The organism is Pseudomonas sp. NPDC089422 (assembly GCF_044749405.1).
In the GTDB taxonomy this organism is placed as follows: Bacteria; Pseudomonadota; Gammaproteobacteria; order Pseudomonadales; family Pseudomonadaceae; genus Aquipseudomonas.
Genome location: NZ_JBIVHW010000016.1, coordinates 98,514 through 123,679 on the forward strand (window position 1 = coordinate 98,514; position 25,166 = coordinate 123,679).

The following is a 25,166-nucleotide window of genomic DNA, read 5'->3' on the forward strand; positions in this document are numbered from 1 at the left end:
GCCCTCGGGGTGACTTATTCCACTTTAGCCGTTTGCACGTCGGCCGATGCCGACCACACGCGATAACGCACTTCGACACCCTTGGGCACGTACACCACGACAGGCAGCTTGCTGTTGTAGCGCAGCATGAAGCCTTCACCGACCACCGGCACGAAGGCCTGGGTCTTCTTGCCATCCGGGCAGGCCATCAGGGTGCTGGCTGGGCCACCGACCTGGTCCAGGCGGTAGTAGCTGTAACCCCAGCCTTCAAGGGTGTGCTCTTCCAGGCTGCCGGCCAGGCGCTGGCGGTTGCAGTCCACTTCCAGCGTCTTGCCGGCCAGGATTTCCAGCTTGTGCGCCGATTCATCGGGTTGCGCTGGCAGGTGGATGACCTGCCGGGTGAAGCCTTTTTCCGCCTCGGGATAGGGCGCGATGTCCTTGAGGCTGGCCGCCATCGCCGGATCGGCGGCGGCCAGGGTCAGGGCAAAGATCGCGGTCATTGGGGTTGGGCGCATAGGGCCTCCTTGCAGGTAAACGATTGCAAGACCGGTGCCAGGCCCTGGCCGCCCGTCACTGGGCCAACCAGCCACCATCGACGTTCCAGGCGGCACCGCGAACCTGGCTACCGGCCTCGCTGCAGAGGAATAGTACCAGCTCACCGAGGTGTTCGGGGGTGACGAAGGCCAGTGAGGGTTGCTTCTCTGCCAGCAGATCGTGCTGCGCTTGCTGCGGGTCGACGCCATTGGCGGCACGATCGTCGATCTGCTTTTGCACCAGCGGGGTCAGCACCCAACCTGGGCAGATGGCGTTGCAGGTGACGTTGCTGGTGGCGGTTTCCAGCCCCACCACCTTGGTCAACCCGACCACGCCGTGCTTGGCTGCCACATAGGCCGCCTTGCCGGTGGAGCCGACCAGCCCGTGCACCGAAGCGATATTGATGATTCGCCCCCAGTTGCGTGCGCGCATGCCGGGCAGGGCCAGGCGGGTGCCGTGGAACACCGCCGAGAGGTTGAGGGCGATGATCTTGTCCCAGCTTTCCAGCGGGAACTGCTCCACCGGCGCCACGTGCTGGATGCCGGCATTGCTGACCAGGATGTCGACGCCGCCGAACTCGCGCTCGGCCATTGCGAACAGCGCTTCGATCTGCGCTACGTCGGACAGGTCCGCCGGGTGGTGGACCACCTTGACGCCATGGCTGGCGATCTCTGCCACTGCCGGCGACGGGTCGCCAAAACCGTTGAGCACGATGTTCGCGCCAGCACGGGCCAGCACCTGGGCGATGCCCAGGCCGATGCCGCTGGTGGAGCCGGTGACGAGTGCCGTCTTGCCTTTCAAAGTCATGCAGAAACTCCTTAGACGATGCCGGTGGCATAGAAGGTGGCGATGACCACGAATACCGCCAGGGTCTTGATCAGGGTAATACCGAATATGTCCTTGTAGGCTTCGCGGTGGGTCAGCCCGGTCACTGCCAGCAAGGTGATCACCGCGCCATTGTGCGGCAGGGTGTCCATGCCGCCGCTGGCCATCGCGGCCACCCGGTGCAGCACTTCGAGGGGAATGTTGGCGGCATGGGCCGCAGCGATGAAGCTGTCGCTCATGGCCGCCAGGGCGATGCTCATGCCGCCCGAGGCGGAGCCGGTGATGCCGGCCAGCAAGGTCACGGTGATCGCTTCGTTGACCAGTGGGTTGGGAATCCCGCGCAGCGCATCGGCCAGTACCAGAAAGCCCGGCAGTGAGGCGATGACTGCACCAAAGCCGTACTCGGATGCGGTGTTCATGGCCGCCAGCAGGGCGCCGCCGACCGCACTCTTGGTGCCCTCGGCCAGGCGCTCGCGGATGACCCCGAAGGCACACACCAGCACCATCAGGATCCCCACCAGCAGGGCAGCCTGCACTGCCCAGATCGCCGTGAGCTTGGCCACGTCGCTGTTGACCGGTGCGCTCATGCCCGGCAGTTGCAGGGTGTGGCTGGGGCCATACCACTGTGGGATCCAGTGGGTGAACAGCAGATTCATCACCCCCACCAGCACCAGCGGCGACAGTGCCAGCCAGGGGTTGGGCAGGGCCAGGTCGGCGGCGGTTTCAGGTTCGTTGCGCAGGTTGCTGCCGTAGCCTTCACCCGCACGCTGGGCTTTGTTGCGCTGGCGCTGCAGGTAGAGCATGCCGCTGCAGAACACGAACAGCGTGCCGATCAGACCCAGCCACGGCGCGGCCCAGGCGGTGGTGTTGAAGAAGGTGCTGGGGATGATGTTCTGGATCTGCGGGGTGCCGGGCAGGGCATCCATGGTGAACGAGAACGCGCCCAGGGCGATGGTCGCCGGGATCAGGCGCTTGGGGATGTCGCTCTGGCGGAACATCTCGGCGGCGAACGGATACACCGCGAACACCACCACGAACAGCGACACGCCACCGTAGGTGAGCAGGGCACAGACCAGCACGATCACCAGCATCGCCTGGCGGGTGCCAAGCAGGCGGATGGCGGCGGCGACGATCGAGCGCGAGAAGCCGGACAGCTCGATGAGCTTGCCGAACACGGCGCCGAGCAAGAACACCGGGAAGTACAACTTGATGAAGCCGACCATCTTTTCCATGAACACCCCGGTGAACGCAGGGGCCACGGCGGCCGGGTCGGTGAGCAGAACCGCGCCGAGGGCAGCGATGGGGGCGAAGAGGATCACGCTGTAACCGCGGTAGGCGGCCAGCATCAGCAGGGCCAGAGCGGCGAGGGCGATGAGCACGGTCATCGGGATGGATCTCCTGGGTGAGTCTTGTTGTTATGGGTGACCGGGAGATAGCGGGAATCGTGCCAAGTGCGTAACTATATGAAATTAAAGAGTTTTTTGTTTTTGGTTAATGGCTGTGTCTCCATTTTGAGATTGCAGGGGTCGCTGTGCGGCCCATCGCGGATAAATCCGCGCCTACAGGAGACCGCGTCCCCCCTGTAGGAGCGTATTTATCCGCGATCGAGGGCGAAGCCCTCGCGGAAATCCCAAAACAGAAACACAAGTCTCCAATCAGAGACCAAATGCAACCATTTTCTTGTACAAGGTCGATCGCCCCAACCCCAGCGCCTTTGCAGCCTCGGGCACATTCCCCGCATGCTCGGCCAACGCCCCGGCAATCAGCCTGCGCTCGAACTGTTCACACGCCTCACGATAGCTCACCCGCTGTTCCTGACCCGCGATCGGGCTCAATGGCCCCAGCGCCGCCGTCAGGTCGGCGACACCAAGGCGCGGTTGGTCAGCCAGCAACGTCGCCCGCTCCAGCACGTTGCGCAGCTCACGAATATTCCCCGGCCACCCATGCCGCGCCAGCAATGCCTGGGCATCCTGCTCCAGCTCATACTGGCTGCCCAGCTCGGCCAGGATCGCCTCGCACAGCGCCGGCAAGTCCTCGACCCGCTCGCGCAGCGGCGGCACTTCGATCGGCAGCACATTCAGCCGGTAGTACAGGTCGGCACGAAACGCCCCGCGGGCCATGGCCGCCTGCAGGTCGATGGAGGTGGCGGCAATGATGCGCACATCGCTGCGCAGCATCTGGTTGGAGCCGACCGGTTCGTACTCTTTCTCTTGCAGTACGCGCAGCAGCTTGCTCTGTAGCGCCAGCGGCATGTCACCAATTTCGTCGAGGAACAGCGTGCCACCCTCGGCCAGTTGCAGCTTGCCGCTGCGGCCCTTGCGGTCGGCACCGGTAAAGGCGCCGGGCGCGGTGCCGAAGAACTCGGCTTCCAGCAGGGTTTCGGGAATCGCCGCGCTGTTGATGCTGACAAAGGCTTTGTGCGCCCGCGCCGAAGCCGCATGGATGGCATGGGCCAGCAACTCTTTGCCGGTGCCGGTCTCGCCCAGCAACAGCACCGGCGAATCGCTGCCCGCACCGCGACGTGCGCGGCGCTTGGCTTCGAGGCTGGCCGGGCTGCTGCCGACGAACTGGGCGAAGCTGTACTTGGCCTGGCGTGCGCGCAATTGCGAGCGGGTGCTGGCCAGTTCCTGCTGCATGCTCGAGTAGCGCTTGAGCAAGGGCGACAGGCTGCGCAGCTCCTCGAACAGGGCAAAGCCGATGGCGCCGATCAGGGCGCCCTGGGCATCGTGGATCGGCAGGCGCATCACCACCAGCGGTTCGTTCGGGGTATCGAGCATGTCCAGCAGAATCGGCCGGCCATCGTTCACCACCTGGCGCATCAGGCTGCCCGGGATGACCGCTTCGCACGGCTGGCCAATCGCGCTGGCGGCGTCGGCCAGGCCGAAGCGTCGGGCATAGCGTTCGTTCATCCAGGCAATGCGTGCATCACGGTCGACGATCACCGTGCCTTCGCTGGACTGTTCGATGATCTCGAACAGCGAGCGGATCGCCAGTTGCCGCACCTGGGGGTAGTCCTTGAGGCTGTCGCTGTCGTGCATCTTCTTGTACCTGAAAACCTATCCTCTGGGGTCGAACGCCTCACGCAGGGCATCGCCGATGAACACCAGCAGCGACAGGATCACCGCCAGGGCAAAGAACGCGGTAAAGCCCAGCCACGGTGCTTCCAGATGCTGCTTGCCCTGGGTTACCAGTTCACCCAGCGAAGCACTGCCGGCGGGCATGCCGAAACCGAGGAAATCCAGCGCCGTCAGCGTGGTGATTGCCCCGGTGAGCATGAACGGTACATAGGTAAACGTCGCGTTCATCGCATTGGGCAGCACATGGCGCAGCATCACCAGGGTGTCTGACAGCCCAAGGGCACGCGCCGCCTTGACGTATTCGAGGTTGCGCCCACGCAGGAATTCGGCGCGCACCACATCGACCAGGGCCAGCCACGAGAACAGCGCCATGATCCCCAGCAACCACCAGAAATCCGGCTCGACAAAGCCACTGAGGATGATCAGCAGGTACAGCACCGGCAGCCCCGACCACACCTCCAGCAAGCGCTGCCCGAGCAGGTCCACCCAGCCGCCGTAATAGCCTTGCAGCGCGCCGGCGCCGACGCCGATGAGCACGCTGATCACTGTCAGGGCAAAGGCGAACAACAGTGAGGTTCGGGTGCCATACAGCACCCGCGCCAACACGTCGCGACCCTGGTCGTCGGTGCCCAGCCAGTTGCTCGCGCTTGGCGGGCTGGGGGTGGGCACCAGCAGGTCGTAGTTGGGGGTGTCGGCGCTGAACGGGATGGGTGCGAACAGCATCCAGCCGCCCTGGCCCTCGATCAGCTGGCGCACATAGGCACTGCGGTAGTCCGGCTGGAACGGCAGCTGGCCGCCAAACTGCTGCTCGCTGTAGCGCTTGAGCGCCGGCATGTACAAATCGCCCTTGTAACTCAGCAGCAGCGGCTTGTCGTTGGCGACCAGCTCGGCGCACAGGCTCAATACCAGCAGACCGGCGAACAGCCACAGTGACACCCAGCCCAGACGGTTGCGGCGAAAACGCTCAAGGCGACGACGCGAAACCGGCGACAGCATCAGTGCGCCCTCGTGTCGAAGTCGATGCGCGGGTCGAGCACGGTGAAGGCCAGGTCACCGATCAGGCGGAACAGCAGGCCGGCGAGGGTGAAGATGAACAGCGTGCCGAACACCACCGGGTAGTCCCGTGACACGGCCGCTTCGTAGCTCATGCGGCCAAGGCCGTCGAGGGAGAAGATCACCTCGATCAACAACGAGCCGGCGAAGAATACCGTGATCAGCGCCTGGGGCAGGCCGGCCAGCACCAGCAGCATGGCGTTGCGCAACACATGCCCATACAGCACGCGGCGTTCGCTCAGGCCTTTGGCGCGGGCAGTGACCACGTACTGGCGGGAGATTTCATCAAGGAAAGCGTTCTTGGTCAGCAGGGTGAGCGTGGCAAAGCCACCGATTACCAGGGCGCCGACCGGCAGCACCAGGTGCCAGAAATAATCGGCGACCTTGCCCAGCAGGCTGAGCTGGTCGAAGTCATCCGAGACCAGGCCGCGTACCGGGAACCAGTTCAGCGAAGTGCCGCCCGCGAACAGCACGATCAGCAGCAGTGCGAACAGGAACGAGGGCAGGGCATAGCCGACTACGATCAACGCGCTGCTCCAGGCATCGAAGCGGCTGCCATGGCGTACCGCCTTGCGGATACCCAGCGGGATGGAGACCAGGTAGGTGATCAGCGTGGCCCAGAACCCTAGCGACAGGGTCACCGGCAGCTTGTCGAGGATCAGGTCGGTGACCTTGGCGCCGCGGAAGAAGCTCTGGCCGAAGTCCAGCCGGGCGTACTGGCCGAGCATCAGCCACAGGCGTTCCGGGGCGGTCTTGTCGAAACCATACTGGCGCTTGATCTCCTCGATCAGCTTCGGGTCCAGGCCGCGGGTGGCACGAGACTCGCCGTGTACTACCTCGGCCCGCGAGCCGGGCGCACCGCCGCCCAGGCCCTGCAGGCGCGCCACCGCCTGCTCGACCGGGCCGCCGGGCGCGGCCTGGACGATGGCGAAGTTGACCAGCAGGATCGCCAGCAAGGTTGGGATGATCAGCAGCAGGCGCCGCAGGATGTAGCTGGTCATGGCTGGGCCTTCTGCCGTTCGGCCATCTGCGCGTTGGTCAGTGCGGTCGGGCTGATCTCCCACCAGCTGTCCAGGCCTTCGTCATAGGCGGGCTGGGTTTTCGGCAGGCCGAAGCGGTTCCACCACACCGTCGAGCTGCCGGGCGGGTAATAGTTGGGGATCCAGTAGTAGTTCCATTGCAGCACCCGGTCCAGGGCATGGGCGTGGTGCAGCATGTCGGCCTGGGTATCGGCGCGCACCAGGCCATCGATCAGCTCATCGACCACGGGGTCCTTGAGCACCATCAGGTTGTTCGAGCCCGGGTCGTTGGCGGCGGCCGAGCCAAAGTAGTTGTACAGCTCGGCGCCTGGCGACAGGGTGACCGAATAGCCGGTGACGATCATGTCGTAGTCGCGGGCCATCAACCGGTTCACGTACTGCGCCGAGTCGACGTTGCGGATGTTCAGGGTGATGCCGATCTGTGCCAGGTTGCGCTTCCATGGCAGCAGCAGGCGCTCCATGCCGGACTGGCCGTTGAGGAAGGTGAATTCCAGCGGCTCACCCTGGGCGTTGACCAGGCGATCGCCGTCGGGGTGCCAACCGGCCTGCTGCAGCAAGGCCAGCGCTTGCAATTGTTGCGGGCGAATGATCCCCGAGCCATCGGTGACCGGCGCCGTGAACATCTGGTTGAAGACTTCGTCCGGCACCCGGCCGCGCAACGGTTCGAGCAGCTTGAGCTCGCCTGCATCCGGCAGTTCGCGGGCTGCCAGTGGGGTGTTGGAGAACACGCTCTGCTGGCGGATGTACATATTGCGCATCATCTGCCGGTTGCTCCACTCGAAGTCCCAGAGCATGGCCAGTGCCTGGCGTACACGGCGGTCCTTGAAGGTTGGCTTGTCCAGGTTGAACACGAAGCCCTGGGCCGCCTGCGGCTTGGCCGGGCCCAGGTGTGCCCGTTGCAGGCGGCCATCGTCCAGCTGCGCGCCATTGTAGCCCAGGGTATAGGCGGTGGCGGAAAACTCGCGGTTGTAGTCGTAGCCACCGCCCTTGAGCACCTGGCGTGCCACTTCGGTATCGCCGAAGTACTCGATGCGGATGTGCTCGAAATTGTAGCGCCCGCGATTGACCGGCAAGTCCTTGGCCCACCAGTTCGGGTCGCGTTCGAAAGTAATGCTGCGGCCGTTGTCGATGCGCCCGATACGGTACGGGCCGCTGCCGACCGGCTTGTCGAAACCGGCACCGTTGGCGAAGTCGCGGTTGGCCCAGTCGTGCTCGGGCAGTACCGGCAGGCTGGCCAGGTCCAGGGCCAGGGTGCGGCCGTGGGGCTGCTTGAAGTCGAAGCGCACCTGCAGCGGGCCTTCGACCGTGACCCCGGCGACTTCGGCGAACTGGGTGCGGTACTTGAGGCTGCCTTCGGCCATGAGTTTATTGAAGCTGAAGCGCACATCTTCGGCACGCACCGGCTTGCCATCGGCGAAGGTCGCCTTGGGGTCGATCTCGAAGCGCAGCCAGGCGTCGTCCGGGCCACGTTCCATGCGCCGGGCAATCAGGCCGTAAACGGTATAGGGTTCGTCGAACGAGCGTTGCGCCAGGGGCGCATACAGCCAGCCATCGACCTCGCTGACGCCGATGCCTTTGTCGATGTAAGGCAGGATATGGTCGAACTGGCCAATCTCGATGGCCGAGCGGCGCATCAGGCCACCCTTGGGTGCGTCGGGGTTGGCGTAGTCGAAGTGGCGGAAGGTTTCGCTGTAGCGGGGGGCTTCGCCGTAGACGGTCAGAGCGTGGGTGGGCGCGGCTTGGGCCATCCAGCCCATGCACAAAAGCACGACCCCAAGAATGACTTGTGGGAGCGGGCTTGCCCGCGAATAGGTCCGCTCAGGCAACTTCGTTGTCTGTTCTGGCCTCTTCGCGGGCACGCCCGCTCCCACAGGGATAGTCATCGGATTCGATGACTTAGTCCTGGCGGCTGGTCACTTCCAGCAGGTGGTAGCCGAACTGGGTCTTCACTGGGCCCTGTACGGTGTTGACCGGGGCGCTGAACACCACGGTGTCGAATTCCTTGACCATCTGGCCTGGGCCGAACGAGCCCAGGTCACCGCCCTGGCGGCTGGACGGGCAGGTGGAGTTGGCCTTGGCGATTTCAGCGAAGTCGGCACCGGCTTCGATCTGGGCTTTCAGTTCGTTGCACTTGTCTTCAGTGGCGACGAGGATGTGACGTGCGGTGGCGCGTGCCATGGGTACTGCTCCTTGGGGGTGAAAACGGCAAGCCTAGCGCACTTGATCGGGTCATGTCTCGCCAGGCTTGCTGTAGGCACTTCACAGACAGGCTGCGGCCTCGCGCAGCAAGGTTTCGGTCGCGCTCCAGCCCAGGCAGCCATCGGTGATCGACACGCCGTATTTCAGCGTGCCCTTGCCCAGGGCCTGGCAGCCATCGAACAGGTGACCTTCGAGCATCACGCCGACCAGCGAGCGGTCACCGGCCAGGCGCTGGGCCAGCACGTCCTCGAACACGGCGGGCTGGCGGGCTGGGTCCTTGCCGCTGTTGGCATGGCTGCAATCGACCACGATGCGCGCCTGCAAACCGGCCTTGGCCAGCCCTTGGCGGGCCTGGGCGATGCTGGCGGCATCGTAGTTCGGGCCCTTGTGGCCGCCACGCAGGACCAGGTGGGTGTCCGGGTTGCCCAGGGTCTCGATGATCGCCGGGTAGCCCTGTGCATCCATGCCGAAGTGGCGGTGCGGGGCCGCCGCGCTGCGCATGGCGTCACAGGCGATGCCGACGCCGCCGTCGGTGCCGTTCTTGAAACCGACCGGCAGCTCCAGGCCGCTGACCATTTCCCGGTGAATCTGCGATTCGGTGGTGCGGGCGCCAATTGCCGCCCAGCCCAGCAGGTCATCGAAGTAGCCGGCCGCCATCGGTTGCAGCAGCTCGGTGGCGATCGGCAGGCCGCGTTCGATCATGCTCAGCATCAAGCCACGGGACAGGGCGATACCGGCATGCATGTCGTCGCTGCCATCGAGGTGCGGGTCGTAGGCCAGGCCTTTCCAGCCCACCGTGGTGCGGGGCTTTTCCACATAGGCGCGCATCACCAGCAGCAGCTTGTCATCAACTTCGCGGCTGAGGGCGGCCAGGCGGTCGGCGTACTCCAGGGCCGAGCGGGGGTCGTGGATCGAGCACGGGCCGACGATCACCAGCAGGCGCTCATCGCGGCCTTCGAGAATGGCGCGGATAGCCTGGCGGTGGCTGTGGACTTGCTGGGCGAGTTCGGTAGACAGCGGCATCTGCTGCTTGAGCAGGTGCGGGCTGGGCAGGCGCTGGCTGACGGTAGTGTTGGCAGCGTGCGGTTGGGTCAGGGGCAGAGCGAGGTTCGAGGCTTGCATGGCGTATGTTCCCTGGGCGGACGGCGGGTTCTGGCCCGCGCGGTCGGCCCTATCGAGGTGTTCGACTATTCGTTGATTGATTGTCTGCAGCATTGCCACCGGTGATGGACCGATCGGAGGCGGCAGGCTGGCCCGAACGGGATTGGCTAAATCGCCAGGCATAGGTGCTTGCGTAGTAATAAGTGGCGTAATTCATGAATCTGTCCTCAGTTCGAATCGGTAAAAGTGCAATGGCCTGAAAAGCAAAACCCCCGGTCGGGGAGCCGACCGGGGGTTTGAGTATTCTCATGTTCGGCGGCCCCTCGAAGGTGGGCGCCGGGTGGGTATCGGCGCCTAGTGGCTAAACCAATACCCAAAGTAATAGCTGGCAGCAGCCTGGCAGCCGGCAACGGCCAGCACAGGGCGCAGGGTGCGACCGGTGTGGTTGGCGTGGTTGCGGGTGTGTTTCGGCATGTTGCTCTCCAGTGAATGAGCCCGAGCTTACTTCAGGCGCTGTGCACTGTTCAATGGATAAATGCTATCGCGCCGATAATTGCACAAAACGGATAGCACTCTGCACACGATGGATATTGCCGCCCCAGGGCAAACCCTAACCTGACCCGGTCTGAACAATAACAATGGAGACCCTGGCCATGTCCCTGGGATTCGACTACCTCAATGCCATGCTCGAGGACGATCGCGAAACTGGCGTCTATCGCTGCAAACGCGAGATGTTCACCGACCCGCGCCTGTTCGACCTGGAGATGAAGCACATCTTCGAGGGCAACTGGATCTACCTGGCCCATGAAAGCCAGATCCCCGAAAAGAACGACTTCCTCACCCTGACCATGGGGCGTCAGCCGATCTTTATCGCGCGCAACAAGGACGGTGAACTCAATGCCTTCCTCAACGCCTGCAGCCACCGCGGCGCCATGCTGTGCCGGCACAAGCGCGGCAATCGCTCCAGCTACACCTGCCCGTTCCACGGCTGGACCTTCAACAACAGCGGCAAGCTGCTCAAGGTCAAAGACCCGAGCAACGCCGGCTATCCCGACAGCTTCAACTGCGACGGCTCCCATGACCTGACCAAGGTCGCCCGCTTCGAGTCGTACCGTGGTTTCCTGTTCGGCAGCCTGAATGCCGACGTCAAGCCGCTGGTCGAGCACCTCGGCGAGTCCGCCAAGATCATCGACATGATCGTCGACCAGTCCCCGGAAGGCCTGGAAGTGCTGCGCGGTGCCAGCTCGTACATCTACGAAGGCAACTGGAAGCTCACCGCCGAGAACGGCGCCGATGGCTACCACGTCAGCTCCGTGCACTGGAACTACGCCGCTACCCAGAACCAGCGCAAGCAGCGCGAAGCGGGTGACGAGATCAAGACCATGAGTGCCGGCGCCTGGGCCAAGCAGGGCGGTGGTTTCTATTCCTTCGACCACGGCCACCTGCTGCTGTGGACCCGCTGGGCCAACCCCGAAGACCGCCCGGCCTTCGAGCGCCGCGACCAACTGGCCGCCGATTTCGGCCAGGCCCGCGCCGACTGGATGATCGAGAACTCGCGCAACCTGTGCCTGTACCCCAACGTCTATTTGATGGACCAGTTCAGTTCGCAAATCCGTATCGCCCGGCCGATTTCGGTGAACAAGACCGAAATCACCATCTACTGCATCGCGCCGAAGGGCGAGAGCGCCGATGCCCGGGCCAAGCGCATCCGCCAGTACGAAGACTTCTTCAACGTCAGTGGCATGGCCACCCCGGATGACCTGGAAGAGTTCCGCTCCTGCCAGACCGGCTACGGCGGCGGCACTGGCTGGAACGACATGTCCCGTGGTGCGCAGCACTGGGTCGAAGGTGCCGATGACGCAGCGAAGGAAATCGAGCTCAAGCCGCTGCTGTCGGGCGTGCGTACCGAGGACGAAGGCCTGTTCGTGCTGCAGCACAAGTACTGGCAGGACACCATGATCCAAGCGCTGAAACAGGAGCATCAACAGGAAACCCAGCTGATCCCCGTGGAGGCCGTGCAATGAGCCTGCATGACACCGTGCGCGACTTTCTCTACCGCGAAGCGCGCTACCTGGACGATGCCCAGTGGGACCAGTGGCTGGAGCTGTACGCCAGCGACGCGACCTTCTGGATGCCGTCCTGGGACGATGACGACACCCTGACCGAAGACCCCCAGAGCGAGATCTCGCTGATCTGGTACGGCAACCGTGGCGGCCTCGAAGACCGCGTGTTCCGCATCAAGACCGAGCGCTCCAGTGCGACTGTGCCGGACACCCGCACCTCGCACAACATCAGCAACATCGAGATCGTCGAACAGGGCGAAGGCAGCTGCCAGGTGCGCTTCAACTGGCACACCCTGAGCTTCCGCTACAAGACCACCGACAGCTACTTCGGCACCAGTTTCTACACCCTCGACCTGCGCGGCGAGCAGCCGCTGATCAAGGCCAAGAAGGTGGTGCTGAAGAACGACTACGTGCGTCAGGTCATCGACATCTACCACATCTGATCCGAGGTAACGCGAGCCGCTCGGCGTGCCATTTGGCGCGCCGCGGCCAGGCTCGCCCGCGAGGTGCAACATGAGCTTCCAGATCGCGCTTAATTTCGAAGACGGGGTGACCCGCTTCATCGAGGCCAGCGGCCATGAAACCGTAGCCGACGCCGCCTACCGCCAGGGCATCAACATCCCGCTGGACTGCCGCGATGGCGCCTGCGGTACCTGCAAGTGCAAGGCCGAGTCCGGGCGTTACGACCTGGGCGACAACTTCATTGAAGACGCCTTGAGCGAGGACGAAATCGCCGAGGGTTACGTACTGACCTGCCAGATGCGCGCCGAAAGCGATTGCGTGGTGCGCATCCCGGCCTCGTCGCAGTTGTGCAAGACCGAGCAGGCCAGCTTCGAGGCCGCCATCAGCGATGTGCGCCAGCTGTCGGCCAGCACCATCGCCTTGTCGATCAAGGGCGAGGCACTGAACCGCCTGGCGTTCCTGCCGGGGCAGTACGTCAACCTCAAGGTGCCGGGCAGCGACCAGAGCCGCGCCTATTCCTTCAGCTCGCTGCAGAAGGACGGTGAGGTCAGCTTCCTGATCCGCAACGTGCCGGGCGGCCTGATGAGCAGCTTTCTCACCAGCCTGGCCAAGGCTGGCGACAGCATGAGCCTGGCCGGCCCCCTGGGCAGCTTCTACCTGCGGCCGATCCAGCGCCCGCTGTTGCTGCTGGCCGGTGGTACGGGCCTGGCGCCGTTCACGGCAATGCTGGAGAAGATTGCCGAGCAGGGCAGCGAACACCCGCTGCACCTGATCTACGGGGTGACCAACGATTTCGACCTGGTCGAGCTGGACCGCCTGCAGGCGCTGGCCGCCCGCATTCCCAACTTCACCTTCAGTGCCTGCGTGGCCAACCCCGACAGCCAGTACCCGCAGAAGGGCTATGTGACCCAGCACATTGCGCCGCAGCACCTCAATGACGGCGACGTCGATGTGTACCTGTGCGGGCCGCCGCCGATGGTCGAGGCGGTGAGCCAGTATCTGCGCGATCAGGACATCAACCCGGCGAATTTCTACTACGAGAAGTTTGCGGCGGCTGCGGCCTGAGTTTCCTTTGGGGCCGCCGGCATCGTGCGGGTGACGGTGGCCTCCTTTTATTTGACTGCCGGATTGCTGGGGCAGCGCCCTCCCGGCAATTTCGGATTGAAAGGAGATCGACATGAATAACCGATTCCACAACAAAGTCGCGTTGGTCACCGGCGCTGCCCAGGGCATTGGCCGTGGCGTGTGCTGGCGGCTCAAGGCCGAAGGCGCGCAGGTGGTGGCGGTGGACCGTTCCGAGCTGGTCCACGAGCTGGCCGGGGAGGGCATGCTGACCCTCACCGCCGACCTCGAACTGCATGCCGATTGCGCCCGGGTCATGGCCACGGCGGTGGAAACCTACGGCCGCCTCGACATCCTGGTCAACAATGTCGGCGGCACCATCTGGGCCAAGCCCTTCGAGCACTATGAAGTGGACCAGATCGAGGCCGAAGTACGCCGCTCGCTGTTCCCGACCCTGTGGTGCTGCCACGCGGCACTGCCGTACATGCTCGAACGCGCCAGCGGCGCCATCGTCAACGTCTCGTCGGTCGCCACCCGTGGCGTCAACCGCGTGCCCTACGGCGCGGCCAAGGGCGGCGTCAACGCACTCACCGCGTGCCTGGCCTTCGAAACTGCCGGCCGCGGCATCCGCGTCAACGCCACCGCGCCCGGCGGTACCGAAGCGCCCCCGCGCCGGGTGCCGCGCAACAACAGCGAGCAGAGCGAGCAGGACAAGGCCTGGTACCAGCAGATCGTCGACCAGACCCTCGACAGCAGCCTGATGCACCGCTACGGCAGCATCGACGAGCAGGTCGGCGCGATCCTCTTCCTGGCCTCCGACGAGGCTTCCTACATCACCGGCGTGACGCTGCCGGTGGGGGGCGGTGACCTCGGCTGATCCCCCAGGCAAAGCGTTCCTCCAAAACAACAACAAGAGAGACAGATGCCATGCGAACCCTGGATGTACACCCGATCATCGATAACGCTCGCTTCACACCGTTCCACTGGAGGGTCATGGCCCTGTGCGGCCTGCTGCTGATCTTCGACGGCTACGACCTGTTCATCTACGGCGTGGTACTGCCGGCGATCATGAAAGCGTGGGGCCTGACGCCGTTGCAGGCCGGTGCACTGGGCAGCTACGCGCTGTTCGGCATGATGTTCGGCGCCCTGGCGTTCGGCAGCCTGGCCGACCGCATCGGGCGCAAGAAAGGGATCGCCATCTGTTTTGCCTTGTTTTCCGGGGCGACCATCCTCAACGGCTTTGCCAGCAGCCCCAGCGAGTTCGGTATTTACCGCTTCATCGCCGGCCTCGGCTGCGGCGGCCTGATGCCCAATGCCGTGGCGCTGATGAACGAATACGCGCCCAAGCGCGTGCGCAGCACGCTGGTGGCGATCATGTTCAGCGGTTACTCGCTGGGCGGCATGCTCTCGGCAGGTGTCGGCATCTTCATGCTGCCGCGCTTTGGCTGGGAGTCGATGTTCTTTGCCGCTGCAGTGCCGCTGCTGTTGTTGCCGGCGATTCTCTATTACCTGCCGGAATCCATCGGCTTCCTGGTGCGCCAGGGGCGTACCGAAGAAGCGCGCAAGCTGCTCAAGCGCCTGGACCCGGCTTGCGATGTGCAGGCGGATGACGCGCTGCAGGCGAGCGACAGAAAAGCGGGCGGCAGCTCGGTGGTGGAACTGTTCCGCAACGGCCTGGCCATCCGCACCTTGGCCCTGTGGCTGGCGTTCTTCTGCTGCCTGCTGATGGTCTATGCGCTGAGCTCGTGGCTGCCGAAACTGATGGCCAACGCCGGCTACAGCCTGGGGTCGAGCCTGTCGTTCCTGCTGGCCCTGAACTTCGGCGGCATGGCCGGGGCGATTCTCGGCGGCTGGTTGGGCGACCGCTACAACCTGGTCAAGGTCAAGGTGGCCTTCTTCATCGCGGCGGCGCTGTCGATCAGCCTGCTTGGCGTCAACAGCCCGATGCCCGTTCTCTACCTGCTGATCTTCATCGCCGGCGCCACCACCATCGGCACGCAGATCCTGCTGTATGCCGGCGCTGCCCAGCTCTACGGTCTGTCGGTGCGCTCCACGGGCCTTGGCTGGGCGTCGGGCATTGGCCGCAACGGTGCCATCGTCGGCCCGCTGCTGGGCGGTGCGTTGATGGGCATCAACCTGCCGCTGCAACTCAATTTCATCGCCTTCGCCATCCCTGGTGCGATCGCCGCGCTGGCCATGGCCGTGCACCTGGCCAGCGGCCGGCGCCAGGCCCATTTGGCGACGGCCTGATTATTCACTGACTGAACTGGAGCTTTTGCATGACAAGCCCGACCATCGAGCGCATCGACGCGATCATCGTCGACCTGCCGACCATCCGCCCGCACAAGCTGGCGATGCACACCCTGCAGCAGCAGACCCTGGTGGTGCTGCGCCTGCGCTGCAGCGACGGCGTCGAAGGCATCGGCGAGGCCACCACCATTGGCGGCCTGGCCTACGGCTACGAGAGCCCCGAAGGCATCAAGGCCAACATCGACGCACACCTGGCGCCCGCGCTGGTCGGGCTGCCAGCGGACAACATCAACGCCGCCATGCTCAAGCTCGACAAGCTGGCCAAGGGCAACACCTTCGCCAAGTCCGGCCTTGAAAGCGCCTTGCTCGACGCCCAGGGCAAGCGCCTTGGCCTGCCGGTCAGCGAACTGCTCGGCGGGCGCGTGCGCGACAGCCTGGAAGTGGCCTGGACCCTGGCCAGCGGTGACACCGCCCGCGACATCGCCGAGGCCGAGCACATGCTGGAGATCCGCCGGCACCGTGTGTTCAAGCTGAAGATCGGCGCCAACCCGCTGGAGCAGGACTTGAAGCACGTGGTGGCGATCAAGCGCGAGCTGGGCGAGCGCGCCAGCGTGCGGGTCGACGTCAACCAGTACTGGGACGAATCGCAAGCCATCCGCGCCTGCCAAGTGCTCGGCGACAACGGCATCGACCTGATCGAACAACCGATCGCGCGCATCAACCGTGGCGGCCAGGTGCGCCTGAACCAGCGCAGCCCGGCGCCGATCATGGCCGACGAATCCATCGAGAGCGTCGAGGACGCCTTCAGCCTGGCCGCCGACGGCGCGGCCAGCATCTTCGCCCTGAAGATCGCCAAGAACGGCGGCCCGCGCGCCGTGCTGCGCACCGCACAGATCGCCGAAGCGGCCGGCATCGCCCTGTACGGCGGGACCATGCTCGAAGGCTCGATCGGGACGTTGGCCTCGGCCCATGCCTTCCTCACCTTGCGTCAGCTGACCTGGGGTACCGAGTTGTTCGGGCCGCTGCTGCTGACCGAAGAGATCGTCAACGAGCCGCCGCAGTACCACGACTTCCAGCTGCACGTGCCACGCAGCCCGGGCCTGGGCCTGACCCTCGACGAAACCCGCCTGGCGCGCTTTGCCCGCCGCTGACACCTAGGAGAAAACAACATGCTGTTCCACGTGAAGATGACCGTGAGGCTGCCAGTCGACATGGACCCGGCCAAGGCCGCGCAGCTGAAGGCCGACGAGAAGGAACTGGCCCAGCGCCTGCAGCGCCAGGGCACTTGGCGCCACCTGTGGCGCATCGCCGGGCACTACGCCAACTACAGCGTGTTCGACGTGCAAAGCGTCGAGGCGTTGCACGACACGCTGATGCAGCTGCCGCTGTTCCCGTACATGGACATCGAGATCGGCGGCCTGTGCCGCCACCCGTCGTCGATCCACAGCGATGACCGCTGATTCAACCCTTTGCACAAGAACAAGATGAGGTAACCATCATGACCGTGAAGATTTCCCACACTGCCGATATCCAGAAGTTCTTCGATGAAGCCGCCGGCTTTGGCAATGATGAGGGCAGCCCACGCCTGAAGCGCATCATCCAGCGCGTGCTGCAGGACACCGCACGCCTGATCGAAGACCTGGAAATCACCGAGGACGAGTTCTGGCATGCCGTCGACTACCTCAACCGCCTGGGTGGGCGCGGTGAGGCCGGGCTGCTGGTGGCCGGCCTGGGCATCGAGCATTTCCTCGACCTGCTGCAGGACGCCAAGGATGCCGAAGCCGGTTTCACCGGCGGCACCCCGCGCACCATCGAAGGCCCGCTGTACGTGGCCGGCGCACCGCTTGCCCAAGGTGAAGTGCGCATGGACGATGGCAGCGAAGAGGGCGTGGCGACCGTCATGCTGCTCGAGGGCCAGGTGCTCGACCCGCAAGGCCAGCCGCTGGCCGGGGCCATCGTTGACCTGTGGCATGCCAATACCCGTGGCACCTACTCGTTCTTCGACCAGAGCCAGTCGGCGTACAACCTGCGCCGACGCATCGTCACCGATGCCGAAGGCCGTTATCGCGCACGCTCCATCGTGCCTTCGGGCTATGGCTGCGACCCGCAGGGCCCGACCCAGGAATGCCTGGACCTGCTTGGCCGTCACGGCCAGCGTCCGGCGCATGTGCACTTCTTCATTTCGGCACCGGGGCACCGCCACCTGACCACCCAGATCAACCTGGCCGGGGACAAGTACCTGTGGGATGACTTTGCCTACGCCACCCGTGACGGGCTGGTGGGCGAGGTGGTGTTCCATGAAGGGGCAGAGGGTCGCCATGCCGAGTTGAAGTTCGACTTCCAGCTGCAGAAGGCGCACGGGACCGAGGACGAACAGCGCAGCGGGCGGCCGCGAGCGTTGCAGGAGGCCTGATAGACCGCGCTGGCTTCTTCGCGGGCAAGCCCGCGAAGAAGGCAACACATAACAAGAGCCAGCCACCAAGGCCGGCCGAAGCCTTGCGAGACGCCTCATGAAAACCCTGATCAAGGACTGCTCCCTGTCAGCCCTGGTCGCTGGCTGCATCGCGACCCTGATTTCCTACGCCGGCCCACTGGTGATCATCTTCCATGCCGCCGAAGCCGCCGGCCTGTCCCACGGCATGCTGTCGTCCTGGGTCTGGGCCGTGTCCATGGGCAGCGCCGTGCTCGGTGCGGTGCTCAGCCTGCATTACCAGGTGCCGGTGGTGATCGCCTGGTCGATCCCGGGTTCGGCACTGCTGGTCACCGCCTTGCCCCAACTTGGCCTTGAGCAGGCGGTGGGTGCGTACCTGGTCGCCAACCTGGTCCTGTTGCTGATCGGCATCAGCGGGGCCTTCGATCGCATCATTGCGCACCTGCCTGGCTCTATCGCTGCTGGCATGCAGGCCGGCATCCTGTTCAGCTTCGGCACCGAGGTGTTCCGAGCACTGCCGGTGCAACCGCTGCTGGTGCTGGCGATGTTCGCGACCTACGTACTGATGCGCAGGCTGCAACCGCGCTACGCCGTGGCTGCAGTGCTGGGTGTCGGCGCCATGGTGACCGTGGCCAGTGGTGCCTTTCGCAGCGAGGCCCTGGTGCTGGAACTGGCCTCGCCGTACTGGATTACCCCACAGTTCAGCCTGGCGGCAACCTTCAGTCTGGCGTTGCCCTTGGTGCTGGTCGCACTGACCGGACAGTTCATGCCGGGCATGGCGGTGTTGCGCAACGCAGGCTACGCCACGCCGGCCAGCCCGCTGATCAGTGCCAGCGCATTGGCCGGCGCGCTGCTTGCGCCGTTCGGTTGCCATGGCCTGAACCTTGCGGCCGTCACCGCCAGCCTGTGTACCGGGCATGAAGCCCATGAAAACCCGCGCCGGCGTTACATCGCGGCGGTCGCCGGCAGTGCCCTGTACCTGCTGCTGGGGATTGCCGGGGCGACGTTGATGTCGCTGTTCGCCGCGTTTCCCGCCGCCTTGATCGCCGCGCTCGCCGGGCTTGCCCTGTACGGCGCCATCAGCGAGGCCCTGGCGCGCAGCCTGGCCGAACCCGGCGAACGTGATGCCGGGTTGTTCACCTTCCTGGTCACCGCTTCGGGGGTGTCCTTCCTGGGCCTGTCGGCCGCGTTCTGGGGCCTGCTGTTCGGCCTGCTGGCCCATGGGCTGCTGCGCCTGCGCCGCCCGCAACCTCGGGAGGTGCTGCGCCGCACCCTCTGAATTCCCGTGTTCCCCGCGCTTTTTCCATAACAACAAGATCAAGAGAGCTTCGGAATGAACCACACCCCTTGCGTCGCCATCGGGCTGACCTTGCTCAGCCCTTCCTTGCTCGCTGCCGAAGGCGGCTTCTTCGAGGATGCCAAAGCCAGCCTCAGCGCTCGCAACTACTACTTCAGCCGCGATTTCTCCGACATCGTCGGGGCTAACCGGCAGTCCAAGGCCGAGGAGTGGGCCCAGGGTTTCATCCTCGATTTCAAGTCCGGCTACACGCCGGGCCCGGTCGGCTTTGGTGTCGATGCGCTGGGCCTGCTCGGCATCAAGCTCGACAGCAGCCCGGACCGGGTCAACACCGGCCTGTTGCCGGTGCACGGCGATGGCCGCGCGGCCGACGAGTACAGCCGCCTCGGCCCTACCTTCAAGGCCAGGCTGTCGAAGACCGAGTTGCGTGTGGGCGAATTGCAGCCCAACCTGCCGGTGCTGACCTTCAGTGATATCCGCCTGCTGCCGCCGACCTACCAGGGCACCAGCTTCAGCTCGGCGGAAATCGACGGGTTGACCGTGCAGGCCGGGCACCTGACCAGCACGCACCTGCGCAACGAGGGCGGCGATGGCAAGATGAACGCCATGCTCGGCCATGTGCCACAGCGCCAGGCCGAGAGTGATGCCTTCAGCTATGTGGGGGGTGACTATGCGTTCAACGCCAACCAGAGCAGCGTCAGCCTCTGGTACGGGCAGCTTGAAGATATCTACCACCAGGGTTTCCTTGGCCTGAAGCACAGCAAGCCGGTGGGGGACTGGGTGCTGAGTGCCAACCTGGGCTATTTCACCGCCCACGAGGATGGCGATGCGCTCCTGGGCAAGATCGACAACCAGGCGTTTTTCTCGATGTTCACTGCCCGGCATGGCGGCCACAGCTTCGGCGCCGGCTACCAGGGCATCTATGGCGACAGCCCTTTCCCACGGGTGTTTGCCAATATCTCGCCGTTGGGCAACGAAGTGCCAACCTATGAGTTCGCCTATACCGACGAGCGTTCGTACCAGGTGCGTTATGACTACAACTTCGCGGCGATAGGCGTTCCGGGGCTGACGGCGACGGTGCGCTATATCACCGGCAACAATGTCGACACGGGCCAGGGGTATGAAGGCAAGGACCGCGAGCGTGATCTGGATATTGGATATGCCGTACAGAGCGGTGTGCTCAAGGGGCTGGGCATCAGGGTTCGCAATGCCATGGCGCGGTCCAACTACCGCAGTGATATCGACGAGAACCGGCTGACGCTGGTGTACACCTGGCAGTTGTTCTGAGTCTTTGCCGGCCTATTCGTGGGTTTTCCCGCGAATAGGCCGGTGCAGGTTTCAGCGATCTGCTGACACACGCTGTACAGTCCCGACAGCCTTGCGCTTGTATTCGACGGATCCATACCCATTTAAAGCGGTCTACCCGATTCAGGATCTACCCATGGAACCCAACCGCTTCGGCGACATCGCCGCCTTCGTCAGTGCCGTGAAGGCCGGCAGCTTCACCGCAGCGGCAGCCAGCCTTGGCCTGACCCGCTCGGCGGTCGGCAAGAGCATCGCCCGGCTGGAAGCGCGCATGGCGGTGCGCCTGCTCAACCGCACCACGCGCAAGCTGAGCCTGACTGACGAGGGCCAGGTGGCCTTCGAGCGCTGGCGGCAGATTCTCGATGACCTGGACGAGGTCGAGAGCACCATGGCCCTGCGCCGGGGCAAGCCAACTGGCACCCTGCGCCTGACCGCGCCATTATCGTTCGGCCAGCGCCATGTGCTGCCGATCCTGGATGCCTATCTCAAGCAATGGCCGGAGCTGCGCGCCGATATTCGCTTTACCGACCGTTTTGTCGATCTGGTCGAGGAGGGCGTGGACGTCGCCGTGCGCATCGGCGCGCCCAAGGAAGACTCGCAGCTGTTGACCCGCACGGTCGCCTGGCAGCAGTTCGTTACCTGCGCCTCGCCCGATTACCTGCACCAGCACGGCGTACCGCAGGTGCCGGCGGACCTCTACGGGCATGACAAGATCGCCTTCCTCAGTGGCGAGAAGTCGATGCCGTGGCGCTTTCATACCGACGAAGGGCTGCACCTGTGCGAGGAGCCCGGGCGGTTGAACATCGACAGTTCCGAGGCGATGCTCGATGGCGCCCGGGCCGGTTTTGGCCTCATTCACTTGCCGACCTACATCACTGGCGATGACCTGCGTGCTGGTACGCTGGTGGAGGTGCTGCATGACTATCGCCCGCCAGCAGATCCGATCCGTGTGGTTTATCCGAGCAAGCGGCACCTGTCGCCACGGGTACGCGGGTTCATCGACCTGTTGGTAGCGACCTGGGAGCAGGGCGTACCCTGGGAAGACTGATTGGGGACTGCCAGGCCCCTATGTGGGGCCTGAAGCCGGGTTTATCCCTGGCGCCGCAGCGCAGAAACTGGCGTCACTGATAATCCCTCTGGAGACCCCATGACTGCCCTGTCCGTACTGGATCTGGTCATGATCGGCGAAGGCAAGACTTTCGCCGACGCGATCGAAGAATCCCGCCAGCTGGCTCGCCACGTCGAGCAGCATGACTACCGTCGCTACTGGATCGCCGAGCACCACGACATGCCAGGCATCGGTTCGGCTGCCACTTCGCTGGTGATCAACGAAATCGCCAATGCCACGCAGCACATCCGCGTCGGTGCCGGCGGCATCATGCTGCCCAACCATGCGCCGCTGGTGGTCGCCGAGCAGTTCGGCACCCTCGACACGTTGCATCCGGGCCGTATCGACCTGGGCCTTGGGCGTGCGCCCGGCACCTCGGGGCCCACCGTACGCGCCTTGCGCGGTGCTGCGCCGGAGCGCGATTTCAGCCAGGACATCGCCGAACTGCGCGACTACCTGGCCGACAACGGCAAGCGCCAGGTCCGCGGTGTGCCGGGCGCACACGATGTGCCGGTGTGGATCCTCGGTTCCAGCCTGTTCGGTGCCGACCTGGCCGCGAAGCTGGGGCTGCCGTATGCCTTTGCCTCGCATTTCGCACCGCGTTACCTGCTGCAGGCGATCGCCCATTACCGGGCCAACTTCCAGCCCTCCGCGCAATTGGCCAAGCCTTATGTGATGGTGGGCGTGAACCTGTTCGCCGCCGACAGCGATGCCGAAGCCGATTACCAGGCCAGCTCGCACCGCAAGTGGATGCTGGACCTGCATGTCGGGCGCTTCGGGTTGCTGCCCAGGCCGCAGGAAGGCTATGTGCAGAGTTTGCCGGGGCACGAACGTGCGGTACTGGAGCAAGTGATGGCATGCACCATTGCGGGTGGGCCGGAGCGGGTGCGGGAAGGGCTGCGCTCGTTGATCGAGCAGACCGGGGCGGATGAGTTGATGATCGACTGTCGGATCCATGATCCATTGGCCAGGTTGCGCTCGCATGCCTATGCGGCGCGGGCGTTGGCCGAATTGCGTTAAACCTCACTGGCCTCTTCGCAGGCAATAAAAAGGGAGCTTTCGGGCTCCCTTTTCAGCATCAGGCCTGCTTGAGGAACGGATAGTCCGTATACCCCTCAGGCCCATTGGCATAGTCGAACTGCGCCCGGTGTTCGTTCAACGGCGCCTGCAGGCGCAGCCGCTCCACCAGGTCCGGGTTGGCAATGTAGCTGCGGCCGAAGGCCACGGCATCGATCAGGCCACGGCCGATCAAGTCTTCGCCTTTCTCGGCGGTATAGGCCCCCGCAGCGATGATCACACCTGGGTACGCGGCACGGATCTGCTCGCGGAACTCGTCACGCAGCGGTTTGCCGCCGGCCCAGTCTGGCTCGGAGAGGTGCAGGTAGGCGAGGTTGCGCTTGGCCAGTTCCTTGATCAGGTACAGGCCGGCGGCTTCCTGGTCCTCGCCGTTGTCCACGCCATTGAAGCCGCCCAGCGGGAACACGCGGATGCCAATGCGCTCGGCGCTCCAGTTGGCGATCGCCGCGTCCACGGCTTCCAGAACGATACGCGCACGGTTTTCCACGCTACCGCCGTAACGGTCTTCGCGTTGGTTGGCAGTGGGCGTGAGGAACTGGTGCAGCAGGTAGCCGTGGGCGGCGTGCAGCTCGATGAAATCGAAACCGGCGTCACGGGCGTTGACGGCGGCCTGGCCGAAGTCGGCAACAATGGCGGCAATCTCGTCTTCGCTCAGAGCCCGAGGGGTGGAGGTTTCCACCCGCATCAGGTTGCCCTGTTCGTCACGCAGAGTGGTGCGGGCGTTGGCCGGCAGGGCCGATGGTGCGACCGGTGCTTCGCCGTCGGGTTGCAGCGAGGTATGCGAAACGCGGCCGGTGTGCCAGACCTGCACGGCACTGTGACCGCCGTCGGCGTGGATGCCTTCGTTCACGACCTTCCAGGCGGCGATTTGCTCGGCGCTGTGGATGCCTGGCGAACCGGAGTAACCCTTGGCCTGGAAGGAAATCTGCGTGGCTTCGGTGATGATAAGCCCGGCGCTGGCGCGCTGGCGATAATACTCGGCCATCATTGGCGTCGGTACGTCGCCAGGTTCCAGGCTGCGCAGGCGGGTGAGCGGGGCCATGAACACGCGGTTGGGCAAGGTCAGGGGGCCGATCTGCAAGGGTTGCAAGAGTTTCATTGTTGCTCCAGAGGTAGGGAAACCAATGGCGCGCACGATACCGGGATGATTGGGGAAAGGGGGGACCGGGACCCCGGCGTAGAGCTCCCCAATGGATGTAGCCTGTACCGGCCTCTTCGCGGGCTTGCTCGCGAAGAGGCCAGTGCAGGAAAGCACTCAGCGCCGAGCCAACCGCCCGCTGACAAAATGCGCCACATCATTGAACCCCGGCGTCGACGCATGCCCCGGCGTCACCAGCGAATCAATGAATGCCTCGTCTTCTGCCGTGATTTTCACCTCCAGCGCCCCACCATAGGTATCCCATTGCGCTTCGGTGCGCGGCCCGACGATGGCCGAGCTGACCAGCTGGCTGTTGAGCACCCAGGCAATCGCGAACTCGACCAGGCCAACGCCCCTGGCCCGCGCGTAATCCTGCAGCTGCCGGGCAATGGCCAGTGATTCCTGGCGCCATTCCACCTCCATGATGCGCTTGTCCTGACGCGCAGCACGGCTGCCGGCCTCGGGCTCGGCTCCTGGCGCATACTTGCCGCTGAGCACGCCACGGGCCAGCGGGCTGAAAGGCACCACGCCCAGGCCGTGATACGCGGCGGCGGTCATCTGCTCGGGCTCGGCCTGGCGGTTGACGATGTTGTACAGCGGCTGGCTCACCACCGGCTTGGCCACCCCCAGGCGCTCGGCGAGGTTGCAGATCTCGGCGATGCGCCAGCCGCGGTAGTTGGACACTCCCCAATAACGGATCTTGCCCTGCTGCAGCAGGTCGCCGATGGCTCGCACGGTTTCTTCCAGCGGCACTTTGTGGTCTTCGCGGTGCAGGTAGTAGATGTCCAGGTAGTCCAGGTGCATGCGAGTCAGCGTGGCATCGATGCCATTGAAGATGTGCTTGCGCGACAACCCGCTGCGGTTGGGCAGGCCATCGGTGGGCCCCATGCCGACCTTGGAGGCGACGATCCAGTCCTGGCGGTGGCGCGCCACCGCTTCGCCGACGATCTCTTCGGAGCGGCCGGCGTTGTACACGTCAGCGGTGTCGATGAAGTTGATGCCCTGGTCCCAGGCCTTGTCGATGATCCGCAGTGCATCCTCGGTGCCGGTCTGCTCGCCGAACATCATGCTGCCCAGGGTAAGGGCGGAGACTTGCAGGCCGGATTGGCCCAGGGGACGGTAGATCATGCCGAGTATCCTTTGCGGGGAATGATCCGGTTGTTTT

At 64.5% G+C, this 25,166-nt stretch carries 23 protein-coding genes; 12 read left to right on the plus strand and 11 right to left on the minus strand.

The genetic code is table 11. From position 1 onward, the window contains the following. Positions 1 to 14 precede the first annotated feature (14 nt). From eco to ACIPZ8_RS25265, 9 genes are all read right to left on the minus strand, one after another. Positions 15 to 494, minus strand: a complete 480-nt coding sequence (gene eco / locus ACIPZ8_RS25225; RefSeq protein WP_400729093.1) for a serine protease inhibitor ecotin — start codon at positions 492 to 494, stop codon at positions 15 to 17. Between the two features lie 55 nt (positions 495 to 549). Further along, entirely contained in the window at positions 550 to 1,320 is a 771-nt protein-coding gene (hbdH, locus tag ACIPZ8_RS25230) for a 3-hydroxybutyrate dehydrogenase (RefSeq protein WP_400729095.1), read from the minus strand. An 11-nt stretch (positions 1,321 to 1,331) separates the two neighbouring features. Next, complete coding sequence (locus ACIPZ8_RS25235) at positions 1,332 to 2,723, minus strand: GntP family permease (RefSeq protein ID WP_400729097.1); 1,392 nt, start codon at positions 2,721 to 2,723, stop codon at positions 1,332 to 1,334. Between the two features lie 270 nt (positions 2,724 to 2,993). Then, complete coding sequence (locus ACIPZ8_RS25240; protein WP_400729100.1) at positions 2,994 to 4,376, minus strand: sigma-54 interaction domain-containing protein; 1,383 nt, start codon at positions 4,374 to 4,376, stop codon at positions 2,994 to 2,996. A gap of 18 nt (positions 4,377 to 4,394) precedes the next feature. Further along, positions 4,395 to 5,411: an ABC transporter permease gene (locus tag ACIPZ8_RS25245; RefSeq protein ID WP_400729103.1), complete on the minus strand. Its 1,017-nt coding sequence runs from the start codon at positions 5,409 to 5,411 to the stop codon at positions 4,395 to 4,397. Beyond that, positions 5,411 to 6,469, minus strand: a complete 1,059-nt coding sequence (locus tag ACIPZ8_RS25250; protein ID WP_400729105.1) for a microcin C ABC transporter permease YejB — start codon at positions 6,467 to 6,469, stop codon at positions 5,411 to 5,413. The genes ACIPZ8_RS25245 and ACIPZ8_RS25250 overlap by 1 nt, the downstream gene beginning before the upstream one ends. Beyond that, positions 6,466 to 8,391, minus strand: a complete 1,926-nt coding sequence (locus tag ACIPZ8_RS25255; RefSeq protein ID WP_400729108.1) for an extracellular solute-binding protein — start codon at positions 8,389 to 8,391, stop codon at positions 6,466 to 6,468. Before ACIPZ8_RS25255 ends, ACIPZ8_RS25250 begins: the two co-directional genes overlap by 4 nt. A 13-nt stretch (positions 8,392 to 8,404) precedes the next feature. Continuing rightward, on the minus strand, positions 8,405 to 8,686 hold the full coding sequence (locus ACIPZ8_RS25260) for a peptidylprolyl isomerase (RefSeq protein WP_054884552.1): 282 nt from the start codon (positions 8,684 to 8,686) through the stop codon (positions 8,405 to 8,407). An 81-nt stretch (positions 8,687 to 8,767) separates the two neighbouring features. Continuing rightward, positions 8,768 to 9,829, minus strand: a complete 1,062-nt coding sequence (locus ACIPZ8_RS25265) for a 3-deoxy-7-phosphoheptulonate synthase (RefSeq protein ID WP_400729112.1) — start codon at positions 9,827 to 9,829, stop codon at positions 8,768 to 8,770. A 632-nt stretch (positions 9,830 to 10,461) separates the two neighbouring features. Between ACIPZ8_RS25265 and benA the strand changes: the two genes are divergently transcribed. From benA to ACIPZ8_RS25325, 12 genes are all read left to right on the plus strand, one after another. Beyond that, on the plus strand, positions 10,462 to 11,832 hold the full coding sequence (gene benA, locus ACIPZ8_RS25270; protein ID WP_400729115.1) for a benzoate 1,2-dioxygenase large subunit: 1,371 nt from the start codon (positions 10,462 to 10,464) through the stop codon (positions 11,830 to 11,832). Then, complete coding sequence (benB, locus tag ACIPZ8_RS25275) at positions 11,829 to 12,314, plus strand: benzoate 1,2-dioxygenase small subunit (RefSeq protein WP_261940019.1); 486 nt, start codon at positions 11,829 to 11,831, stop codon at positions 12,312 to 12,314. Before benA ends, benB begins: the two co-directional genes overlap by 4 nt. Positions 12,315 to 12,384: 70 nt before the next feature. Beyond that, complete coding sequence (benC, locus tag ACIPZ8_RS25280) at positions 12,385 to 13,398, plus strand: benzoate 1,2-dioxygenase electron transfer component BenC (RefSeq protein WP_400729118.1); 1,014 nt, start codon at positions 12,385 to 12,387, stop codon at positions 13,396 to 13,398. Positions 13,399 to 13,510: 112 nt separating this feature from the next. Next, positions 13,511 to 14,272: a 1,6-dihydroxycyclohexa-2,4-diene-1-carboxylate dehydrogenase gene (locus ACIPZ8_RS25285; RefSeq protein WP_400729121.1), complete on the plus strand. Its 762-nt coding sequence runs from the start codon at positions 13,511 to 13,513 to the stop codon at positions 14,270 to 14,272. 50 nt (positions 14,273 to 14,322) lie between these two features. Continuing rightward, entirely contained in the window at positions 14,323 to 15,645 is a 1,323-nt protein-coding gene (locus tag ACIPZ8_RS25290; protein WP_400729123.1) for an MFS transporter, read from the plus strand. 29 nt (positions 15,646 to 15,674) lie between these two features. Further along, complete coding sequence (locus ACIPZ8_RS25295; RefSeq protein WP_400729125.1) at positions 15,675 to 16,796, plus strand: muconate cycloisomerase family protein; 1,122 nt, start codon at positions 15,675 to 15,677, stop codon at positions 16,794 to 16,796. Positions 16,797 to 16,814: 18 nt separating this feature from the next. Beyond that, positions 16,815 to 17,105 carry a muconolactone Delta-isomerase gene (gene catC / locus ACIPZ8_RS25300; protein WP_400729128.1) on the plus strand — a complete coding sequence of 97 codons (291 nt, stop codon included), beginning with the start codon at positions 16,815 to 16,817 and terminating at the stop codon, positions 17,103 to 17,105. A gap of 38 nt (positions 17,106 to 17,143) precedes the next feature. Next, positions 17,144 to 18,058, plus strand: coding sequence for a catechol 1,2-dioxygenase (catA, locus tag ACIPZ8_RS25305; protein WP_400729131.1), 915 nt, complete (start codon positions 17,144 to 17,146; stop codon positions 18,056 to 18,058). A 97-nt stretch (positions 18,059 to 18,155) separates the two neighbouring features. After that, positions 18,156 to 19,355: a benzoate/H(+) symporter BenE family transporter gene (locus tag ACIPZ8_RS25310; RefSeq protein WP_400729134.1), complete on the plus strand. Its 1,200-nt coding sequence runs from the start codon at positions 18,156 to 18,158 to the stop codon at positions 19,353 to 19,355. A gap of 54 nt (positions 19,356 to 19,409) precedes the next feature. Beyond that, a complete protein-coding gene (locus tag ACIPZ8_RS25315; protein WP_400729137.1) occupies positions 19,410 to 20,660 on the plus strand; it encodes an OprD family porin in 1,251 nt (416 codons plus the stop codon). Between the two features lie 154 nt (positions 20,661 to 20,814). Further along, positions 20,815 to 21,726 carry a LysR substrate-binding domain-containing protein gene (locus ACIPZ8_RS25320; protein WP_400729140.1) on the plus strand — a complete coding sequence of 304 codons (912 nt, stop codon included), beginning with the start codon at positions 20,815 to 20,817 and terminating at the stop codon, positions 21,724 to 21,726. 99 nt (positions 21,727 to 21,825) lie between these two features. Next, positions 21,826 to 22,806, plus strand: a complete 981-nt coding sequence (locus ACIPZ8_RS25325) for an LLM class flavin-dependent oxidoreductase (protein ID WP_400729143.1) — start codon at positions 21,826 to 21,828, stop codon at positions 22,804 to 22,806. A 58-nt stretch (positions 22,807 to 22,864) separates the two neighbouring features. Here ACIPZ8_RS25325 and ACIPZ8_RS25330 read toward each other — a convergent pair whose 3' ends face one another. Both ACIPZ8_RS25330 and ACIPZ8_RS25335 read right to left on the minus strand, forming a co-directional pair. Then, positions 22,865 to 23,962, minus strand: a complete 1,098-nt coding sequence (locus tag ACIPZ8_RS25330) for an alkene reductase (protein WP_400729145.1) — start codon at positions 23,960 to 23,962, stop codon at positions 22,865 to 22,867. 156 nt (positions 23,963 to 24,118) lie between these two features. Next, positions 24,119 to 25,129: an aldo/keto reductase gene (locus ACIPZ8_RS25335; RefSeq protein WP_400729148.1), complete on the minus strand. Its 1,011-nt coding sequence runs from the start codon at positions 25,127 to 25,129 to the stop codon at positions 24,119 to 24,121. Positions 25,130 to 25,166 lie beyond the last annotated feature (37 nt).